The 19,258-nt window shown below is 50.2% G+C and carries 18 protein-coding genes; 12 read left to right on the top strand and 6 right to left on the bottom strand.

Annotation, left to right across the window (positions count from 1 at the left end; all coding sequences use genetic code 11):
* Positions 1-23: 23 nt before the first annotated feature.
* From lptM to ACXAG2_RS19280, 6 genes are read left to right on the top strand one after another with little or no spacing between them, the layout of a single operon-like run.
* Positions 24-182, top strand: a complete 159-nt coding sequence (gene lptM, locus ACXAG2_RS19305) for an LPS translocon maturation chaperone LptM (protein ID WP_119499804.1) — start codon at positions 24-26, stop codon at positions 180-182.
* Complete coding sequence (gene lysA / locus ACXAG2_RS19300; protein ID WP_119499803.1) at positions 182-1,432, top strand: diaminopimelate decarboxylase; 1,251 nt, start codon at positions 182-184, stop codon at positions 1,430-1,432. The genes lptM and lysA overlap by 1 nt, the downstream gene beginning before the upstream one ends.
* Positions 1,433-1,467: 35 nt before the next feature.
* Positions 1,468-2,298: a diaminopimelate epimerase gene (gene dapF / locus ACXAG2_RS19295; protein WP_119499802.1), complete on the top strand. Its 831-nt coding sequence runs from the start codon at positions 1,468-1,470 to the stop codon at positions 2,296-2,298.
* Positions 2,295-2,993, top strand: a complete 699-nt coding sequence (locus ACXAG2_RS19290) for a DUF484 family protein (protein WP_119499801.1) — start codon at positions 2,295-2,297, stop codon at positions 2,991-2,993. The genes dapF and ACXAG2_RS19290 overlap by 4 nt, the downstream gene beginning before the upstream one ends.
* Positions 2,993-3,907 (top strand): tyrosine recombinase XerC, encoded by a 915-nt coding sequence (gene xerC, locus ACXAG2_RS19285; RefSeq protein WP_119499800.1) that lies wholly within the window; start codon positions 2,993-2,995, stop codon positions 3,905-3,907. Before ACXAG2_RS19290 ends, xerC begins: the two co-directional genes overlap by 1 nt.
* A 24-nt stretch (positions 3,908-3,931) precedes the next feature.
* Entirely contained in the window at positions 3,932-4,648 is a 717-nt protein-coding gene (locus ACXAG2_RS19280) for an HAD-IA family hydrolase (RefSeq protein WP_474869720.1), read from the top strand.
* A gap of 67 nt (positions 4,649-4,715) precedes the next feature.
* Here the strand turns inward: ACXAG2_RS19280 and cysE are convergent, their stop codons facing one another.
* A complete protein-coding gene (gene cysE, locus ACXAG2_RS19275) occupies positions 4,716-5,531 on the bottom strand; it encodes a serine O-acetyltransferase (protein ID WP_474869718.1) in 816 nt (271 codons plus the stop codon).
* Positions 5,532-6,002: 471 nt separating this feature from the next.
* Between cysE and ACXAG2_RS19270 the strand changes: the two genes are divergently transcribed.
* The gene (locus ACXAG2_RS19270) at positions 6,003-6,194 is read left to right on the top strand and encodes a CsbD family protein (protein WP_119499797.1); all 192 of its coding nucleotides are present in this window, start codon (positions 6,003-6,005) and stop codon (positions 6,192-6,194) included.
* 70 nt (positions 6,195-6,264) lie between these two features.
* On the opposite strand, the gene ACXAG2_RS19265 is transcribed toward ACXAG2_RS19270, so the two are convergent.
* Both ACXAG2_RS19265 and ACXAG2_RS19260 read right to left on the bottom strand, forming a co-directional pair.
* Entirely contained in the window at positions 6,265-7,236 is a 972-nt protein-coding gene (locus tag ACXAG2_RS19265) for a YihY/virulence factor BrkB family protein (protein ID WP_474869715.1), read from the bottom strand.
* Positions 7,237-7,385: 149 nt separating this feature from the next.
* Positions 7,386-8,513: a helix-turn-helix transcriptional regulator gene (locus ACXAG2_RS19260; RefSeq protein WP_474869713.1), complete on the bottom strand. Its 1,128-nt coding sequence runs from the start codon at positions 8,511-8,513 to the stop codon at positions 7,386-7,388.
* A gap of 304 nt (positions 8,514-8,817) precedes the next feature.
* Here ACXAG2_RS19260 and uvrD point away from each other — a divergent pair, with 304 nt between their 5' ends.
* Entirely contained in the window at positions 8,818-10,989 is a 2,172-nt protein-coding gene (gene uvrD / locus ACXAG2_RS19255; RefSeq protein WP_474869710.1) for a DNA helicase II, read from the top strand.
* A 72-nt stretch (positions 10,990-11,061) separates the two neighbouring features.
* Positions 11,062-12,306, top strand: a complete 1,245-nt coding sequence (locus tag ACXAG2_RS19250; protein ID WP_474869707.1) for a GGDEF domain-containing response regulator — start codon at positions 11,062-11,064, stop codon at positions 12,304-12,306.
* On the opposite strand, the gene rarD is transcribed toward ACXAG2_RS19250, so the two are convergent.
* Together rarD and ACXAG2_RS19240 are read right to left on the bottom strand one after the other, a co-directional pair.
* Positions 12,282-13,208 (bottom strand): EamA family transporter RarD, encoded by a 927-nt coding sequence (gene rarD, locus ACXAG2_RS19245; RefSeq protein ID WP_474844147.1) that lies wholly within the window; start codon positions 13,206-13,208, stop codon positions 12,282-12,284. The genes ACXAG2_RS19250 and rarD overlap by 25 nt on opposite strands.
* Positions 13,209-13,321: 113 nt before the next feature.
* Complete coding sequence (locus ACXAG2_RS19240) at positions 13,322-14,659, bottom strand: magnesium transporter (protein ID WP_474869704.1); 1,338 nt, start codon at positions 14,657-14,659, stop codon at positions 13,322-13,324.
* 125 nt (positions 14,660-14,784) lie between these two features.
* On the opposite strand from ACXAG2_RS19240, the gene recQ reads away from it, so the two are divergent.
* A complete protein-coding gene (gene recQ, locus ACXAG2_RS19235) occupies positions 14,785-16,629 on the top strand; it encodes a DNA helicase RecQ (RefSeq protein WP_119499791.1) in 1,845 nt (614 codons plus the stop codon).
* Positions 16,630-16,655: 26 nt separating this feature from the next.
* Here recQ and ACXAG2_RS19230 read toward each other — a convergent pair whose 3' ends face one another.
* The gene (locus ACXAG2_RS19230) at positions 16,656-17,318 is read right to left on the bottom strand and encodes a glutathione S-transferase (protein WP_474869701.1); all 663 of its coding nucleotides are present in this window, start codon (positions 17,316-17,318) and stop codon (positions 16,656-16,658) included.
* A 175-nt stretch (positions 17,319-17,493) separates the two neighbouring features.
* On the opposite strand from ACXAG2_RS19230, the gene ACXAG2_RS19225 reads away from it, so the two are divergent.
* Entirely contained in the window at positions 17,494-18,921 is a 1,428-nt protein-coding gene (locus ACXAG2_RS19225; protein ID WP_474869698.1) for a protein adenylyltransferase SelO, read from the top strand.
* Positions 18,909-19,217: a hypothetical protein gene (locus tag ACXAG2_RS19220; protein ID WP_474869695.1), complete on the top strand. Its 309-nt coding sequence runs from the start codon at positions 18,909-18,911 to the stop codon at positions 19,215-19,217. Before ACXAG2_RS19225 ends, ACXAG2_RS19220 begins: the two co-directional genes overlap by 13 nt.
* Positions 19,218-19,258: the final 41 nt, after the last annotated feature.

The raw sequence follows: 19,258 nt of genomic DNA, 5'->3' as shown, positions 1-19,258 counted from the left end.
TAGTCTTTCTATGCGGGTTCGTTGTGCGCAGAAAACCCTTCTTTTTAATCGTGCTGCTGATATTCATTAGTGGTCTGTCAGCATGCGGCTATCGCGGGGCACTCTATCTTCCAGAAGAGTCTCAGGACAACCAGCAAACTCCAGCCGGAACACCCGCCGACCAATCCGGAGACACTCAGTAATGGATTTTTTCGCTTTTCAAAACGGGCGACTGTTTGCTGAAGATGTAGCAGTATCTGACATCGCTAAAGCACACGGTACACCTGCGTATATTTATTCCCGCGCCACCCTTGAGCGTCACTGGCATGCATTTGACCAGGCACTGGGCGGACACCCTCACCTGATTTGTTACGCCGTAAAAGCCAATTCAAACTTAGGCGTGCTGAGCGTCCTGGCAAAATTAGGTTCAGGCTTTGACATCGTATCCGGCGGGGAACTGGCACGGGTACTGGAAGCAGGTGGTGATGCAAAGAAAGTGGTATTTTCCGGTGTAGGCAAAAAGCCTGAAGAAATTCGTTATGCGCTGGAGAAAGGCATTCTGTGTTTCAACGTTGAGTCTGAACCGGAACTGGAGCGCATTAACAGCGTTGCCGCAGAAATGGGCGTAAAAGCTCCTATTTCATTGCGTATTAATCCGGATGTGGACGCCAAAACTCACCCGTATATCTCCACGGGACTGAAAGCGAATAAATTTGGTATACCCCGCGAACGTGCCGTTGCGACTTACGAACTGGCCGCCAGTCTGTCAAACCTTGAAGTAAAAGGCATGGACTGCCACATTGGTTCTCAGCTGACCTCTATTGAGCCGTTTGTTGATGCCCTTGAAAGATTATTAAAGCTCATTGATGAGCTTGCCGCTAAAGGTATTACCATTTCCCACCTTGACGTGGGTGGTGGCCTGGGCGTGACATACAATAATGAAACACCGCCTCATCCGAAAGAATACGCCGCCGCCATGGTAGAAAAGATGGCTGGCCGCGAAAATTTAAAGATGATCATGGAACCCGGCCGCGCTATTGCTGCGAATGCCGGCATTATGATCACTGAAGTTGAATTCGTGAAAGAAGGCGATGAAAAGCACTTCGCCATCGTTGACGCTGCGATGAATGATTTAATCCGCCCGTCGTTATATTCAGCCTGGCAGAACATCGTACGTGTTGAGCAGGAAACCGATGCCACACCACGTATTTACGATGTGGTGGGACCGATTTGTGAAACCGGTGATTTCATCGGTAAAGACCGTGAACTGGCAATAAAACCGGGAGACTTACTGGCGGTTCGCAGCGCCGGCGCCTATGGTTTTGTTATGGCCTCGAACTACAACAGCCGCTGCCGCCCGCCGGAAATTATGGTGGATGGTGACCAGGTAATTGTGGTGCGTGAACGAGAAAATCAAAAAGATCTCTGGAAAGGTGAGTGCAAACTTACGTAAACTAGAGAAATACAAATAAGAAAGATGTGCGCTTAATGCAAGTTCAATTTTCCAAAATGCACGGGCTGGGCAACGACTTCGTTGTCATCGATAACGTTACCCAGAACGTTTTCTTTTCAAAGGAGAAGATTCAGCAACTCGCTGATCGGCACTTTGGTATTGGCTTTGACCAGCTGTTGCTGGTAGAACCTCCCTATGATCCTGAACAGGATTTTCATTACCGCATCTTCAATGCAGACGGCTCGGAAGTTTCTCAGTGTGGAAACGGAGCCCGTTGTTTTGCCCGTTTCGTGAAAATGAAAGGGTTAATCAACCGCAATAAAATTAAGGTCAGCACCAAGGCAGGAAAAATGGTGTTGTACCTGGAAAAAGACGGACAGGTCACCGTGAACATGGGTGTACCTGACTTTGAACCAGCCAGAGTACCTCTGGTCGCCAATAAACAGGAAAAGACCTACATTTTCCGTGTTGAGGAACGTACAGTATTTTTAGGCGCCGTTTCCATGGGTAACCCCCATTGTGTAATGGAAGTCGACGATGTCGATACCGCCGGTGTGCATGAAGTCGGCCCGTTACTGGAACGTCACGAACGTTTTCCGGAAGGGGTGAACGTTGGCTTTATGCAAATACTGTCGAAAGATCATGTGAAGCTCAGGGTATTCGAACGTGGCGCAGGGGAAACCCTGGCGTGCGGCAGCGGCGCATGTGCCGCTGTAGCGGTCGGACAGGTTCAGGGAAAATTAGATAAGGAAGTCAGGGTAGATTTACCCGGCGGCAGTTTACGTATTCGCTGGCAGGGCGAGGACTCGGCACTTAAGATGACCGGGCCCGCTGAGCACATTTACGACGGACAGATTAATCTATGAGTGATGCTTCAGGTCAAAGTAAAAGACCGGTAACACTGGAACCCAATTACGACGAAGCGTTCGGACTGACAGCAGAAGAAGTGCGTGCTTTTTTATTAAAGCATCCCGACTTTTTCGCCAATAATCCGGACATTCTTGAACGGCTGGTGATTCCTCATGAGGAAAAAGGGGCTGTATCTTTAGTTGAACGCCAGAGCGAACAGCTTCGCAAGAAGGTACGTCAGCTAAATTATAAACTCAACCAGCTCATCGGCGTGGCCAAACAAAACGAGAAAATTTACCGCGTTTATACGGATCTGAATGTCGAACTGTTACGCTGTAAATCTGTATCGGAAATCCAGTACAAACTGGAATCTGTTCTGCAGGAACGTCTTAATCTTCACTCAGTAGTGTTGCAACTGTTTAAAGGCCCTCATGCCATGCAGGAGCTGCAACGCAGACTCATTATCGAAAAACGCTTTAAAGACAGTACCTTCTTCTTCGGCCGTTTAAGCCAGCACGAAAGACAAGTGATCTTTGGTGAAGAAACCGCAGAATCTGTCGCACTGATTTTACTGGGTGACAATCACGATATGGGCATTCTGGCTGTAGGCTCTGACGATGCCTCCCACTTTACGCCGGATATGGATACTCTGCTGCTGAAACAGTTGCAGGAAGTGCTGAACATCACCATGCCGGGCATGCTGGGATATTAATGCAACCGGCGGCGCCCGAACCTCGCCTCAGTGATGCATGCCAGCAATGGCTGGACAAATTCCTTTTGCATCTCGATATCGAGCGGGGATTATCAGAGCATACCGTTTCCAATTATCGCCGCCAGCTTACCGCCATTGCCACTGAACTGGCCCTTGAAGACTGGTCCGGACTGACCCCTTCAGATGTTAAGCGGGTCATGGCCATCGCCAAACGACAGGGCAAGCACGCCCGCTCCATCGCGTTACAGCTTTCTGCCCTGCGAACATTCTGTCATTACCTGATGCGTAACGAACAACTGTTCAGCAACCCCGTTGAGGGTATTCAGGCGCCGAAACAGGGCAAGCCTCTGCCAAAGCAAATCAGTGTGGATGACATGCAACAGTTATTGTCTTCGCCACAGGATGAAGGCATAGAATGTCGCGATATGGCAATGGCCGAATTACTTTACGGATGCGGGCTACGCCTGAATGAACTGACCGGCCTGCGCCTGGCTGATTGTCAGGGCGACGGGACGCTTAAAGTCACCGGTAAGGGAAATAAGCAGCGCATCCTGCCACTTGGACGCACGGCGACCAAAGCCCTGAACGCCTGGTTAAAAGTACGGGGCCAGTATGCATCGCCCTATGAGCCGGCCGTGTTTGTGAGCAAACGGGGGACGAGGATCTCAAACCGTCAGGTGGCAAACCGTCTCAATCAGCTAGCTCAGTCTCAGAATATGAATCAGACTGTGCATCCTCATAAACTGCGCCATTCCTTTGCTACTCACGTATTAGAATCAAGCGGCGATCTGAGGGCAGTCCAGGAATTGCTTGGTCATGCTAACTTATCAACCACGCAGGTCTATACGCATCTGGATTTCCAGCACCTGGCGAAGGTATACGATAACGCGCACCCCCGCGCCAGGAAGAAATAACTTATTAATTAAAACTGAGGTCCCATGCGATTTTACCGGCCTTTAGCACCAGTGAAAGCCATGACTTTCGATCTGGACGATACACTTTATAACAATGACCCCATTATCAAACGGGCAGAAGCAACCCTTAAGCATTATATTGCTGCGGAATATCCGCAAACGGCAAAGCTTTCGCCGCAGGAATGGACAGATATAAAGCGGGGTCTGATCAAGGCACAACCCGCACTGGCTTCAGATATGGGTCAGTTGCGTATGCATACTCTCAGGCAGGCGCTGGAACAGGATATTCAGGATCCTGAAGCACTGGAGGCAGCCGCGAAAGCGTGTTTTGATTGCTTTTATGACGCCCGCAGCGATTTCACTCTGGATGACAGCGTTCACAGCGTACTGGCTCTACTGGCAGAGAAAATGCCACTGATTGCGATAACCAACGGCAATGTTGACCCGCATAAAACCGGACTGTCAGCGTACTTTAATGTGGTGTTGCACGCCAGTGTAACCCGTCCGGCCAAGCCGTCTGCTCATATGTTCGATGAAGCGGCCACGATGCTGTCGTTAGCGCCGCGCCATATTTTACACGTGGGTGATAACCTGGAAAAAGACGTTATGGGTGCAGTGAAAGCGGGATATCAGGCGGCATGGCTTGCAGCAAACCGCGACATGCTCCTGAACCGTGAGGCAGCCACATTGCTTCCTCATGTGGAATTATCGTCGCTGGATGAATTGCTGGCGTTTACCTGACAGTAAACGCCTTTAACAGCACAGCAAACGACTTCAGGACGGCACTGCTGTGCACCGTGCAGGAAAATTATTTACCGGTTGCAGCTTCGCTGTCTTCGAGGAAATTCTGGCGCATGGAATCGCAGGGGCGCTGGCAGGCCGGTTTACCCACAACTTTAGCGGGCACACCGACCACAGTCACATGCGGCGGCACATCGTTCAGCACCACACTGCCTGCTCCCACTTTTGACCCTTCACCAATTTCAATATTGCCAAGAATTTTTGCACCGGCACCTACCAGCACGCCCTGGCGCACTTTCGGATGACGATCGCCGGATTCATTACCCGTCCCGCCCAGCGTTACACTCTGCAAAATACTGACATTGTCTTCCACCACTGCGGTTTCACCCACCACAATGCCGGTAGCGTGATCGAACATCACCCCTTTACCAATTTTTGCCGCCGGATGAATGTCGACGCCGAATGTCTCTGAATTCCGGCTTTGTAAGAACAATGCCAGCTGATGACGGCCCCGCTGCCACAGGTAATGCGCCATACGGTGAGTCTGCACGGCGTGAAAGCCCTTGAAATATAACAAAGGCGTTAAGTAATCTTTCACCGCAGCATCACGGTTAAACACGGCTTTGATGTCTTCAACGGCCGCTTCCGTAATGGACGGGTCAAGCAGGTAGGCTTCATCAAACACTTCACGGATAGCAATGGCCGGCATCACATCGTCAGCCATTTTATTCGCCAGAATAAAGCTCAGTGAAGACTCAAAATTATGATGAGTCAGAATACATGCGTGTATATAACTCGCCAGCAAAGGTTCGTTGTCAGCAATGTGCTGCGCTTCGCTTTTAAGTGTAAGCCAGAAGCCGGCGTTTCTTGTTGATACTTGCATAGGTGTTCCTGGTTTGGCGTAAGTGCGTGAAAGCTTAAAGGCCCCGAAATAAGCCTGAAAGATAAGGGCTGAACGTCACAGATCAAGCATCATGTTATCAACCGGTGAGGATTATCGTTCAACGACATAAATGTCTACTCACATCACCGGCAAACCGATCGCACATTACAAAATTTCAATATCACCGCAGACCGTGAAATCACTGGCCGGCACCGTGAAAGTTCTACATCCTACGCCTGCCCGCTCTCTCCGGCTATAGCGAAAAGGAATATAAAATAACAACCGTAATTCAGTGACTTATTCTCAGCACCAGAAAATTGGAATAAGAGTTGATTGTGTACTGGTAACTGCCGGCGTAAGACTTCGCAATAAGTTGATTGCACAGTGCGTCAGACAGACCATGCCCGGACCCGTTAAACCGGTCCAGACAGAATTTTGTAACATCATTAAACTTTGAAACAGGAGAAAGATATGAACAGCGATCGTATCGAAGGTAACTGGAAAGAGTTAAAAGGTAAAGTTCAGCAACAGTGGGGTAAACTCACCGACGATGATGTAGATAAAATTGATGGCCGCCGTGAAGAACTGGTAGGCAAGATTCAGAAAGCTTACGGCAAAAGCCGCGATGAAGCTGAAAAAGAAGTGGACCGTTACTTCAACTAGTGGCAATCATCCCCTCTTAATATCTCACATGGAGCGCTTAATGCGCTCCATTTTTTTGTCCGCGTGCTGATCACCTCGTCTGACTATCGGAAGGGGAATGGTCAGCCACGTAAGCCCCCCGCTCTCCTTTCGGCTTTTCCTCGCCGGCAGTGCTGTCTTTATCGGTCTGGTATTCGGTAGCTGAATTGAGTTCCGCGCCGAGCAAAATGATGTAAGCACTCAGATAGAACCACATCAGCAGGATAACAATTCCTCCCAGTGAACCGTAGGTTTTGTTATACGAAGCAAATTCGTTCAGATACACGGAAAACGCAAAAGACGCAATTACCCACACCAGCGAAGCAAACGCCGAGCCCACGGTTACCCAGCGCCATTTTGCTGGTCTCCGGTGGGGTCCGTACCGGTACAGTGCCGCCAGTGCGACATTAAACAGGAATATAAGTACAGGCCATGTGAGCCAGGTTGCCGCCTTTTCGTTGAGTACAGAACCGGCTAAGTAGCTTATCCATTCCGGCAACACAGAAATACACAGTAACGCAGCGATCACGAAGGCGATAATGCCGATGGTCAATACCAGCCGCGCCAGTAAACCTTTCAGAAACATCCTGCCGTGAGGTTCGTTGTACGTAATGTTGCATGCCGTGATCAACGCGTTCGCGCCTTTGCTGCTGCTCCAGATTGTCAGCAATAAGCTCAGAGAGACCCCCCAACTGAGCGCAAAGTCAGAATTTCCGGTGAGTTTGGTCAGTTGCTCCTCAACAATGTAACGGCTGTCAGCAGGCACCACGTCCACCAGGTGTGCCATGTGGCTTTGCAACTGTTCCGGTGTGACCAGCAAACCATACAGAGAGATAACGGCAGTAAGCAGCGGGAACACGGCGAGCAGGAAATAGAAAGCCACTCCGGCGGCCACCAGCGATAAATTATGAGCATTTTGTTTGCTGTATGTGCGTTTAAGGATTTGCCACCACGCCAGCAAAGAAAAATCTGTCAGGGATGTGGCATCGGTGGAAGATGCCTCGCGGGATTTGAAAAGTTGCACTGCTCGCACGCTCCGGAGTCGAAGATATGTATTTCATACGTGCTTTACAGCAGATGGTGCAAACCCGCCCTCAAACATATGCAAGGCGATGGCGGTTACTCCTCTTACGACAAGCACCACGACAACAAATTTAAGAACAGGCAAACAGATTAAACGAACTTCGGCGCAGTACCGGAAAACATGGCCAGTTTATCAATAAGGTTTTCTTCATTTTTAACGCCCATGGCTTTTATCAGACGTTGTACCTGAATATCCACCTCACCGGTAGTCAGTCCCGCAGCCGCTGCAATATCACGGTAGGAAGCGCACTTATACAACATGCGCGCAATCAATACTTCCCGCTTGTTCAGCGCATAGCAAGACTGAATGTTCTGCCAGTCCGGTTTTCCTCTGGATACAATATTTACAACGGCTAGCGGCTCACGCCGCTCCTCTTCTGCCTGAGAGGCAAGCCGGTGAATATGGAAGATTTCAATCGCGTCCACGTTATCATCAACAACGTGCACCACTTCGTCCTTCTCTGCTCCGGAGAGACAAGCCTGAACTTTGTCACAAAAGCGGGTGTGCTGGTGCTGCATAGCAAAAACGAGGCGTTTTTTGTTGAGAGCAACGGCTTTACCTGAATTCAGGTATTGCTCTGCCTGACTGTTACAGGCCTGAACCCTTAACTGGCTGTCGCAAACCACAAACGCCGTTTTGATGTGCTCGTAAACGCCCTGCGCCAGTTGTCTTTGCTGACGAAATATTTCTTCATCACGGAAGAAACGGGCTGCACGGACAAAGTGCGGCACTAAACGTTTGAAAGCAACTTCTTCGTATTTTGAAAAATCGTCGTCCTGCTCCGAACGGCATACACCAAGATATGCTTCGTAGCGTTCGTCCCGCAACACCAGTGCTGCCAGTGTTTTTTCTGCATCCAGTGGGGTCAGTACTTTCCCTGCAATAGAGGTAAAATGTTCTGAACTTGGAAATGCTGGTGAACAGGTATCAAAGATATCCCCTTCATGGAGCCGGAAGAAAAAAGGTTTCAGGGCGGAAAGTGAAGATAAATCCACTTCAGGAGGAAAGGACGGGCAACCGTCACCGGCGGTCTTCATACGCCAGGCAACTTCTCTGTCGTTGATCACATCGCGAAGTACGAGAAATGTTTTGTTGGCCAGAAACACTTTATTGCACTGCGCCAGCACCCTGCCCCATTTACGGGTGAGTGCTGCGTCATAAATCTCGATAATCAGTTTATCGAAATCAATGGTTTCGTTATCTACGTTGTAATCCATGACTATCCCGTCATTTAAGGCGCGGCGGAGCAACGTTGCCACTCTTCACGCATAGCCACTGTATTAACGCTAAACACCCGACATCGTGAATACTATTTCCTGTGTGAATAGCACTGTACAGGTAAACTTTAACAAAGTGTATATTTTTCGAACACTTAGCCTTTAGTCTAGTTTTGAGACTTCTTTTTAACATCAGTCACATGGCACGGTAGAATAATGATTCCCTTTTCCTTACTGTATAAATTCACAGCCTGCTCTGGCATAATCTGCCGGTCTGAAATTAATTACGCTGGTGATCTGCCCGATGGATGTATCTTTACTTCTCGACGACCTAAATGACAAACAACGCGAAGCCGTTGCTGCCCCTCAGTCGAACATGCTGGTGCTTGCAGGCGCCGGTAGTGGTAAAACAAGGGTACTGGTTCACCGCATCGCCTGGCTGATGGAAGTAGAGAACATCGCGCCTTTTTCAATTCTGGCGGTAACCTTCACGAATAAAGCAGCCAAGGAAATGCGCGGCCGGATTGAACATCTGATGAAGCGCAGCATGCACACCATGTGGATGGGTACCTTCCACGGTCTGGCGCACCGTCTACTCAGAGCACATCACGCCGAAGCCGGCTTACCGGAAAATTTCCAAATTCTGGATTCTGACGACCAGTACAGGTTGATCCGCCGTATTCTGAAAGCGCTGAATCTGGATGAGAAGCACTGGCCGCCAAGACAGGTACAGTGGTACATCAATGGCAATAAAGATGAAGGCTTAAGACCTCAGCACATCGATACCCATAACGATCATACCCAGCAGAAGATGCGCGATATTTATGCGGCCTACCAGGCGTCCTGTGACCGCTCCGGACTGGTTGATTTTGCCGAACTGCTTTTGCGGGCACATGAGTTGTGGGCCCGTAATCCGGAGATTCTGGCTCACTACCAAAAACGTTTCCGCGCGGTACTGGTCGACGAATTCCAGGACACCAATAACATTCAGTACGCCTGGCTGCGCATGCTGTGCAGCACCGGTGAAAACACCATCATGATTGTGGGCGACGACGATCAGTCAATTTATGGCTGGCGTGGTGCAAATGTCGATAATATCCATAAGTTTCTGAAGGACTTCCCGAAGCCGGAAACCATCCGTCTTGAACAGAATTACCGCTCCACCAGCACAATTCTGAAAGCCGCAAACGCGGTGATCGACAACAACACCGGCCGGCTCGGCAAAGAGCTCTGGACTGACGGTGCTGACGGTGAACTGGTATCTGTATATGCTGGTTTCAACGAACTGGATGAAGCCCGCTTTATTGTGTCGCAAATTAAGAGCTGGCTGCAGCAGGGTAACGCCCTCAGTGAAAGTGCCATTCTATACCGCAATAATGCTCAGTCCCGTGTACTGGAAGAAGCGCTGTTGCATGAAGGACTGGCTTACCGGATTTACGGTGGTCTGCGATTCTTCGAACGCCAGGAAATTAAAGATGCGCTGGGCTATCTGCGCATGGTTAACCACCCTCACGATGACGCTGCCTATGAACGGGTAGTTAATACACCCAGCCGGGGCATGGGTGAGAAAACGCTGTCAGCTATCCGTGAGACAGCCAGAGCGCACAACTGTTCGTTGTGGCAGGCCAGCAATTTGTTACTCACCGACGGTTCCCTGAAAGGCCGTGCAGCTAACGCCTTGCAGAGTTTTATTGTACTGATAACCGATCTTGAGCAGGCAATGGCGGATTTACCACTGGAAGAACAGGCCGACAAAGCTATCAAACATTCCGGCTTATATGCCATGTACCAGGCTGAAAAGGGAGAAAAAGCACAGGCACGCCTGGAAAACCTTGAGGAACTGGTCACAGCCTGTAAGCAGTTTATCGTGCCGGAAGAAGCTGATGAAATGACGCCTCTGAGTGCATTTCTGGCTCATGCCTCGCTGGAAGCCGGTGAAACACAGGCTGACACCGACCAGGATGCGGTTCAGATGATGACCATTCACACCGCCAAAGGCCTGGAGTTCCCGCTGGTCTTTATGGCCGGTGTTGAAGAAGGCATGTTCCCCAGCCAGATGACCAATGATGAGCCCGGCCGTATGGAAGAGGAACGCCGTCTGGCCTACGTTGGAATGACACGGGCCATGAAGAAGCTCTTTATTACCTACGCGGAAAGCCGCAGGCTTTATGGTCAGGACAAGTATCACACGGCGTCGCGGTTTATCCGCGAAATTCCGTCGGAATGCGTAGAAGAAGTACGGTTAAAATCAACGGTATCCCGCCCTGTTCATAACCGCTTTTCAAGGGCGACGTCTCACGAAAGTTTTGAACAAACCGGGTTTCAGTTGGGTCAGCGTGTCATGCACCGCAAATTCGGTGAGGGCGTGGTACTGAACTATGAAGGTTCCGGCGATCACGCCAGAGTGCAGGTGAATTTCGACGAATTCGGCAGCAAATGGCTGGTACTGGCCTATGCTAAATTGCAGCCACTCTAAATTTTACCTGCGGTCAGCCGATATTATTTAATTAACCGCTAAAGCAGCGATTTCATTCAACTGAGGCACGATATGCAAAGAAAAGTACTGGTCATTGAAAATAGCCAGAAAAGCTTGCAGCTCGTGTCCAAACTGGTGAAAAAGGCCGGTTTGATTCCCGAAGGGGCAAATTCTCTCAGCGAAGCTCAGATGCGCTTTTCTGTGTCTATGCCTGAAGAATATCTTTGTGCCGTCGTGGCTTATGCGCTGCCTGATGCCCCTCACGGAGAAGCTATTGATTTTACCATCAATGCTTTTGTGCCCACCATTGTCGTTACCGATAACGCCAGCGATGATACCCGTAAAGCCATTCTGAGCAGAGAAATTGTAGATTATCTGGTAAAGGAAAATCATCAGATCTACGACTATCTGAGCCGCCTTCTGGCCAGGCTCGATAAAAACAAAAGCGTGGGTGTACTGGTGGTGGACGACAAGCGCAGCAGTCGTCAGGCCATGGTTTCCCTGCTCCGCCGTCATAACTTCCTGGTTTACTCAGCCAGCGGACAAGTGCAGGCGCAGGAGCACCTTGCTGAACACCCTTACATTCAGTTGATGCTCATCGACTATAGCATTGATGATGACCAGGGCGTTCAGTACATTGCGGAATTACGCCGCGCATATGCTAAGGAAGAAATGGCGATTATCGGCATTGCGTCAGGAAAATCTGGTATTTTGCCGGCAACATTCCTCAAAAGCGGTGCTAATGACTTTCTGCGCAGCCCTTTCTGTCATGAAGAGTTTCTGTGCAGAGTAATGCAAAACCTGGAGTTACTGGAAAGCGTGGAAACTATCCGCCGGGTCGCCAATTCTGACTATCTGACAGGCCTGCCAAACCGCCGTCATTTTTTCTATACGGTAGCTACCCGCTATCGCCAGCATGTGGAACGCCAGTCACTGGCCCTCGTAGACCTGGACCATTTCAAACGCATTAATGACACCTACGGCCATGATGCCGGTGATGCCGTGCTGAAAACGGTGGCAGAGTTAATCAGCTCGCTGTTTAACGATGTACCGGCTGCACGATTCGGCGGTGAAGAGTTCTGTATTTATCTGCCGGTTATGGCGCCTGAAGATGCCCTCAGGCGGATGGAAAATTTCCGCGCAGTAGTTGCAGAAACCCCGGTACTCTACAAAGATAAGTTGCTTAGTGTGACAGCCAGTATCGGATTAATCAGCGCTTTCGATGATAACCTTGAAACCCTGCTCAGCGATGCAGACAAACTGCTGTACACCGCCAAATCTCAGGGTAGGAATCAGGTCTGCTCCCGCGCAATCTGAAGCTTTTTCCGCTGCTGACGGTAGGCACGTAACGAATCGGTACTGAATACCACCAAAGCAAGCCAGACAAAAACAAATGTCACCATTTTAGTCATATCAAAGGGCTCGCCGTAAACAAACAGCGCCAGCATAAACATGATTGACGGTCCGATATACTGGAAGAACCCCAGCGTGGAATACATGATACGGCGGGCTGCAGCCGTAAAGCAAAGCAATGGCGCTGTAGTTACAATACCCGCCGCAAACAGCAGTGCATTCAGTTGCCAGTCATTATGCAACATATTGCTGTGTTCACTGGCAAACCCTACCCAGTAAATCAGCGCGAAGGGTAACAACAAGGTTGTTTCAATGAAGAGTCCGGGCAATGAGTCCACCGCCACTTTCTTTCTCAACAAACCATACACACTGAAAGTCATCGCCAGCACCAGCGCAATCCAGGGAAGTTGACCATAAGTCACAATGAGAATAGTGACGCCGGTTGCAGCCAGACCAACCGCCACTTTCTGCGCCGGACGCAACACTTCACCCAGGAACAAACGACCGAAGAACACATTTATCAGCGGATTGATATAATAACCCAGGCTGGCATCAAGCAAATGGTCATTGTTAATCGCCCAGATAAAAAGCAGCCAGTTTGCTCCCAGTAGTAAACCCGCAAAAAACAGCACCTGCATTACTTTGCGGCTACGCAGTGCTGCCATCACCTTTGGCCCCTGCTTCAGTGCCAGCACTAACACCAGCAGAATAACCGCAGACCAGATAATTCTGTGCATCAGCACATCCATGGCCGGCAGAACCTGAAGCTGTTTAAAGTAAACCGGCGCTACGCCCCACATAATGTAGGCCGCGATGGCACAAATTACACCGGTACGGGTAGCGCGGGATGCTGCAAGGCTTTGCAAGTCGTTCAATGACGTTCCTTGTTAGAAGAGAAAGTTGCATTGTCTCCTGCCGGTACAAACCGAAGCAAGTCTGTACCGGTAAAATGCCGGGCACTTGTGACGGTCTGCCGGCGCTAGAGCAGAAACAGGGTACCCAGACCAAGAAAGGCAACAAATCCGACAATATCGGTCACGGTGGTGAGGATCACCGAGCCGCTTAGCGCAGGGTCGATATTCAGCTTTTCCAGCAACACAGGCAGAAAGACACCGGCCAGGGCTGCTGACATTATGTTCACCAGAATTGCCAGACAAATCACCACGCCCAGCGCCGCGCTTGAGAACCAGAAGGACGCCACTATGCCAATGATGATGGCCCAGATCACGCCGTTCAGGCCGCCAACTTTAAGCTCTTTCATCATCAGAGCGCGGAAGTTAGCTTTGGTTACCTGCCCAAGTGCCAGACCACGGACAATCAATGTGAGTGTCTGGCTGCCGGCAATGCCGCCCATACTGGCAACCACCGGCATCAGCACCGCCAGTGCCACAACCTGTTGTAACGTGCCTTCAAACATACCGATAAACCAGGACGCCAGAAACGCTGTGAGCAGGTTGATACCCAACCAGAGTGCACGGTTGCGGGCACTCTTTGCGACAGGCGAGAATAAATCCTCGTCTTCATCCATACCGGCGGATGCCATCACCTGACGTTCATAATTTTCATTCACCAGTTCACTGGCAGACGTAACATCCAGCCGTCCCAGTAACTTATTGCTGTCATCAACCACCGGTAATGATGCAAAGCCCGAACGTTGTAATTGCAAAGACGCCGCGGTGGTATCGTCGGTCCCCTTAAGCACAGGCATATTCTCAACCGTCAACTCCACCAGAGGCACATGCTCCGGCGCGCCGAACACTTTGGTTAGCTTTACCGCTGCTGAAAACTGACCGGAGCGGTTGGTCAGAAAAAGGGTGTCACAGTGCCCCGGCACATTACGGCGGATAAGCCGCAATGCATCACGTACTTTTGCGTTGATAGGCAATACCAGTTGTTCGTGGGAGAGCCAGTGACCGATTTCATCATCACTGAACTGTGTCGCTTCACGGAAGAATGCCTGTTGCTGGGTATCCAGTGCTTTAAATGCGAGATCAATCAACCGTGACGGCAGTGAATCCATCAGTTCCAGCAGTGATTCAGCTTCGATATCGGCAAACATCAGTGACCATTCACTGTCAGGCGTGGCGTCGATGAGGATTTCCCGCGGATCGCTACGCATTTCTACCAGCACGTCGATTTTTCTGTCCCGGGGCAAGCCTTCCCAGGTGGCAATCCGGTGCTCTACCGGTAACGATTCGAGGACTGTTGCAACGGAAACATCGTCTTCACTGGCCAGTGTGGTTAATACGGCAGCAGGATCGTCGTTTTGCGCCTCTGATACGAGTTCTTCAATCAGATCGGGTAACGGTTCAGCCATATTACTCTCCTTCACATTCGATGCTGCTGATGTTAGCTTTTTTTTCCGCTAACACAACAACATATAGCAAACTGTACTGCAAATGCCGTGAACACTTGCGCGAAAACACGTAAAATCCCCCGGCAATGACGATTACCGAATCCCCTACCCCTGAAAAATTGCCGGAAAGCGACACTGCGACACCTCTTGAAGTGCTGTCGAAGGTATTCGGCTACAACAAATTCAGAGACGGCCAGGAAGCTGTTATCAATGCGGTGGTTGATGGCCGGGATGCCCTTGTGCTATTACCCACAGGTGGCGGCAAATCGCTCTGTTACCAAATCCCTGCGCTCGTAAGAGAAGGGGTTGCGGTAGTGGTTTCTCCGTTGATTTCATTGATGCAGGATCAGGTCGAACAATTACGGGAAGCCGGGGTGAGTGCTGCGTACATTAACTCCACACAGGATCAGGAACAGCAGCAATCGGTACTCAGCCGCATTACCGGTGGCACGTTGCAACTGTTATACGTCTCGCCGGAAAAATTGCTCACTCCCTGGCTGATGTCTTTTCTGCAGTCGCAAACGGTTTCACTGTTTGCCGTGGATGAAGCGCACTGTGTGTCTCACTGGGGTCATGACTTCAGACAGGATTACCGTGCTCTCGGTCTGCTGAAACAACGTTTTCCCTCTATTCCGGTAATCGGATTAACCGCCACGGCAGATGCAGCTACACAAGCCGATATTCTGGTGCAGCTTAATCTGCAGGATCCTTTTGTGTACAAAGGCAGCTTCGACCGGCCGAATATCCGCTACCGTGTCATGCCCAAATATAAAGCCTTTGACCAGGTACGGGATTACGTAAAACAGCAGGATGGCAGCGGTATTATTTATTGCAACAGCCGCGCGAAAGTGGACGACCTTCATGCAAAACTTCACCGCGAAGGCATCAGCTGTGCCGCCTATCATGCCGGTAAAGATGCAGACGAGCGGGAATATGTTCAGCGCCGGTTTCTGAATGATCAGGTGGACATTGTCATTGCCACCGTGGCCTTCGGCATGGGCATTAACAAATCTAACGTGCGGTACGTGGTGCATCATGATGTACCGCGAAGTATTGAAAATTACTATCAGGAAACAGGCCGGGCCGGACGTGACGGGCTGGAGTCTGAAGCCATGCTGTTGTTCGATGAAAAAGATGCCGCCAGAGTACGTCAGTGGATTGAGCAGGGAGAAGCAACGGACCGGCTGGACGTGGAAATACAAAAGTTTGCGTCAATGGAAGCATTTGCCGAAGCGCAAACCTGTCGCCGTCAGGTGCTGCTGAATTACTTCTCTCAGTACAGTGATACCGCCTGTGGCAACTGTGATATATGCATTGACCCGCCGAAGCTGATTGACGGGCTGGTTATCGCCCAGAAAATCCTTTCCTGTATTTTACGCCTGAATCAGCAGGCCGGTTCGCAGTATGTTATCGACGTGATACGGGGCAAAGCACTGAAGCGTATTCAGGAAGCCGGCCACCACCAGCTCAGCACCTATGGTATTGGTAAAGAAAAGCCTGACGGATACTGGCACAGTATGATTAACCAGTTAATCCATAAAGGTCTGGTGAGAGTCGATTTAACCGCCGGTGCCATGCTCAGACTAAACGAGAATGCCCGTTCTGTACTTAAAGGGGAAGTCCCTCTTGAACTGGCAGTGCCAAGGCTCAGCTTTAAACCTGATGCACGGGTAAGTAAAGCGCCCGCTGTTTACGATAAAGCACTGTTCAAGCGCCTTAAGCATTTGCGTAAGTCACTGGCTGAAGAGCACAGCGTACCGCCTTACGTTATTTTCAGTGATGCAACGCTGGCAGATATGGCGGCGAAAACCCCGACTACGGTTAACGATTTCCTGGATATCAGCGGCGTGGGTAAAACCAAACTGGAACGCTATGGTGAAGCGTTCCTGCAGATGATAAACGATTATCTCGAAAGTACTCTGAACGACTGAGCCGGCACACCGTTACCTCTGAAATCTCAGGCATAATCGTACTCACCGCCTTTTTCCAGCGCCCGCTGATAGGCAGGCCGGTCATGAATTTTTTTCACCCACGCCTTAATCGCCGGATAATCATCAGCCTGCCCCATGGCAACCAGTGTTTCCAGCGGAAACAGCATCTGCACATCAGCGCCGGTGGGTTCCGTACCTGCGAACCAGGCATGATTCTGCAGATGGGACTCGGTGAATTTTAAACTCTGGATAAGATTCGGCTTGTAGTAAGCGTCCATAATGCCGTCGAGGATTTTTTTCGCCAGTGGTCTTAACAGCCCCGGTACTTTCTGTTTTGCTTTTGAGAACACCAGCATCGCCACTCTGGGAGGCATCAGCGATCCCTCAGCAAAATGCAGCCAGAACAGATATTGCTGGTAGCTACTTTCTTCCTCCGGCACAGCAAATGCGCCATTTCCGTAATGCCGCACCACGTATTCAACAATGGCGCCGGACTCTGCCAGAGACACATTCTCAGTGGTCAGAACCGGAGAACGGCCAAGTGGATGTACAGCTTTCAGCTCCACCGGCGCAAGACCCGTCTTCGCATCCCGCTGGTATTTCTCCAATTTGTACTCAACATTCAGCTCCTCCAGTAACCAGAGTAACCGTTGCGACCGCGAATTATTTAAATGATGAATCGTTAACACGTCTCAATACTCCTTGTTGAGTGGGATTGCCGTGGTTAGTGGGATTATTATTGATTACGCTCTCTTCCGGGGCTGAGTTTATAATTAATTTTTAGTAATCTACATAGCCTGATGTTAACTGGAAATCAGTATCAAAACACATCAGACTAATTTTCCCGAATTTCTTAAGGCCCCCATGAAGCTTACTCACAGTTATGCCAGCGCACTGTCATCCATGGTTTCCCCTGTAAAACCGGCAGTGCTTAAGCAACAACAATTGCGCCTGGTGAACCGGCCACTGGCGGCACAATTGGGCCTGCCTGAGGCATGGTGGACAGATAATCACATTACCACGTTACTGGCGGATGAAAGCTCAGCACTTTGCGAAAGCGCAGTGGCTCAGAAGTATGGTGGTCATCAGTTTGGCCAGTGGAACCCTTTTCTTGGCGACGGCCGCGGCTTACTGCTGGCAGAAGCGGTGGATACAGAAGGCAAAGTAACAGACCTGCACCTTAAAGGCGCCGGTCCGACACCTTATTCCAGAGGCGCAGACGGCCGCGCGGTATTACGATCAACGATCCGCGAATATATTGGCGGCGAAGCATTGCATGCCCTTGGTATTCCCTCATCACGAAGTTTGTGCCTCTTCAGCAGCGCAGAAACCGTTTTCCGGGAGCAGCCGGAACAGGGAGCGATGATGATCCGCACCTGCCCAAGTCACATACGCTTCGGGCATTTTGAATACTTCTTCCACAGCGGCGAAAAAGACAAGCTAAATGCACTGTTTGACTACACGTTGGCTACCCACTTCCCGGAATGCCTCGATGCTGCAAATCCTCATCTGGCCCTGCTCACGGCCATCACTTTACGTACCGCACGGCTGATTGCGTTGTGGCAAACTCACGGTTTTGTCCATGGCGTGATGAATACCGACAATATGTCTGTGCACGGGATTACCTTTGATTACGGGCCCTACGCATTTATGGACGGGTTTAAGGCTGATGCCGTCTTTAACCACTCTGATCATCAGGGACGCTACGCATTTGATCAGCAACCTGGTATTGGCCTGTGGAATCTGAACGTACTGGCGCACTGCTTTTCTGACCACTGCTCCGTAGACGAAATCCGCTCTGCTCTGCAACGCTACGAACCGGCGTTTATCAGTCAGTTCGGCAATGCGATGTGCCGGCGGATGGGACTGGAAAGCACCTCTCCCTCTTCCATGCCTGTGGTTAATCAGTGGCTTAATATGCTGGAACAGCAACTGTCAGACTACACATATTCTTTCAGAAAGTTAGCACTTACAAATCTCTCAGACATTAGCTGTCAGCTACGTGATAATTTTGTTGATCGTGGAGCGTTTGATAACTGGTGGCAAAATTACCGCTCATTACGGTTTGAACAGTCGACGCAGCCTGAGGATATCCGCCCGTTTAATCCGGCGGTGATCCCGCGAACCCATCTTCTACAACAAGCCATTGAAGATGCAGAAAGCGGCGACTTTACAACCTGTGAGCAATTGCTGGAGGCATGTATTTCGCCCTTCGATACGCGATGGGACAGCCACCCTTTCAGTACACCATCAAAACAAACCCGCGGAGGTATGCTGTCGTGCAGCAGTTAACAGCAGAAGCTCTGAAACAACAAGCCAAAAGGCAGGACGAACTTATTTTACTGGCGTTTCCCCTGCCTGATACACCGGCCAGAGCAACCCAATTTGCTAACCGGTTAGGTGCACTACTGGATGCTGTGCCTCAGCCTCCTGAATGGGGCGCTGATCGTATGCAGGTTATTTATTCTACCGGAGAATTACGTTTTCTCCTTTGCATTGAATGGTTATGTGATGCCATGTGGCTGGAGCCCGCTGGCGGCGTCGCGAGTAATACAGACACTTTATGGCAGCACATCAACTCAAAATAGGATTCGTGATCCTGCAAGGTTTGTATTAGTATAAAAAACAA

The sequence above is a fragment of the Alteromonas sp. ABH4_456 genome, from assembly GCF_056160645.1.
This window is presented reverse-complemented; position numbering and strand designations above follow the sequence as displayed.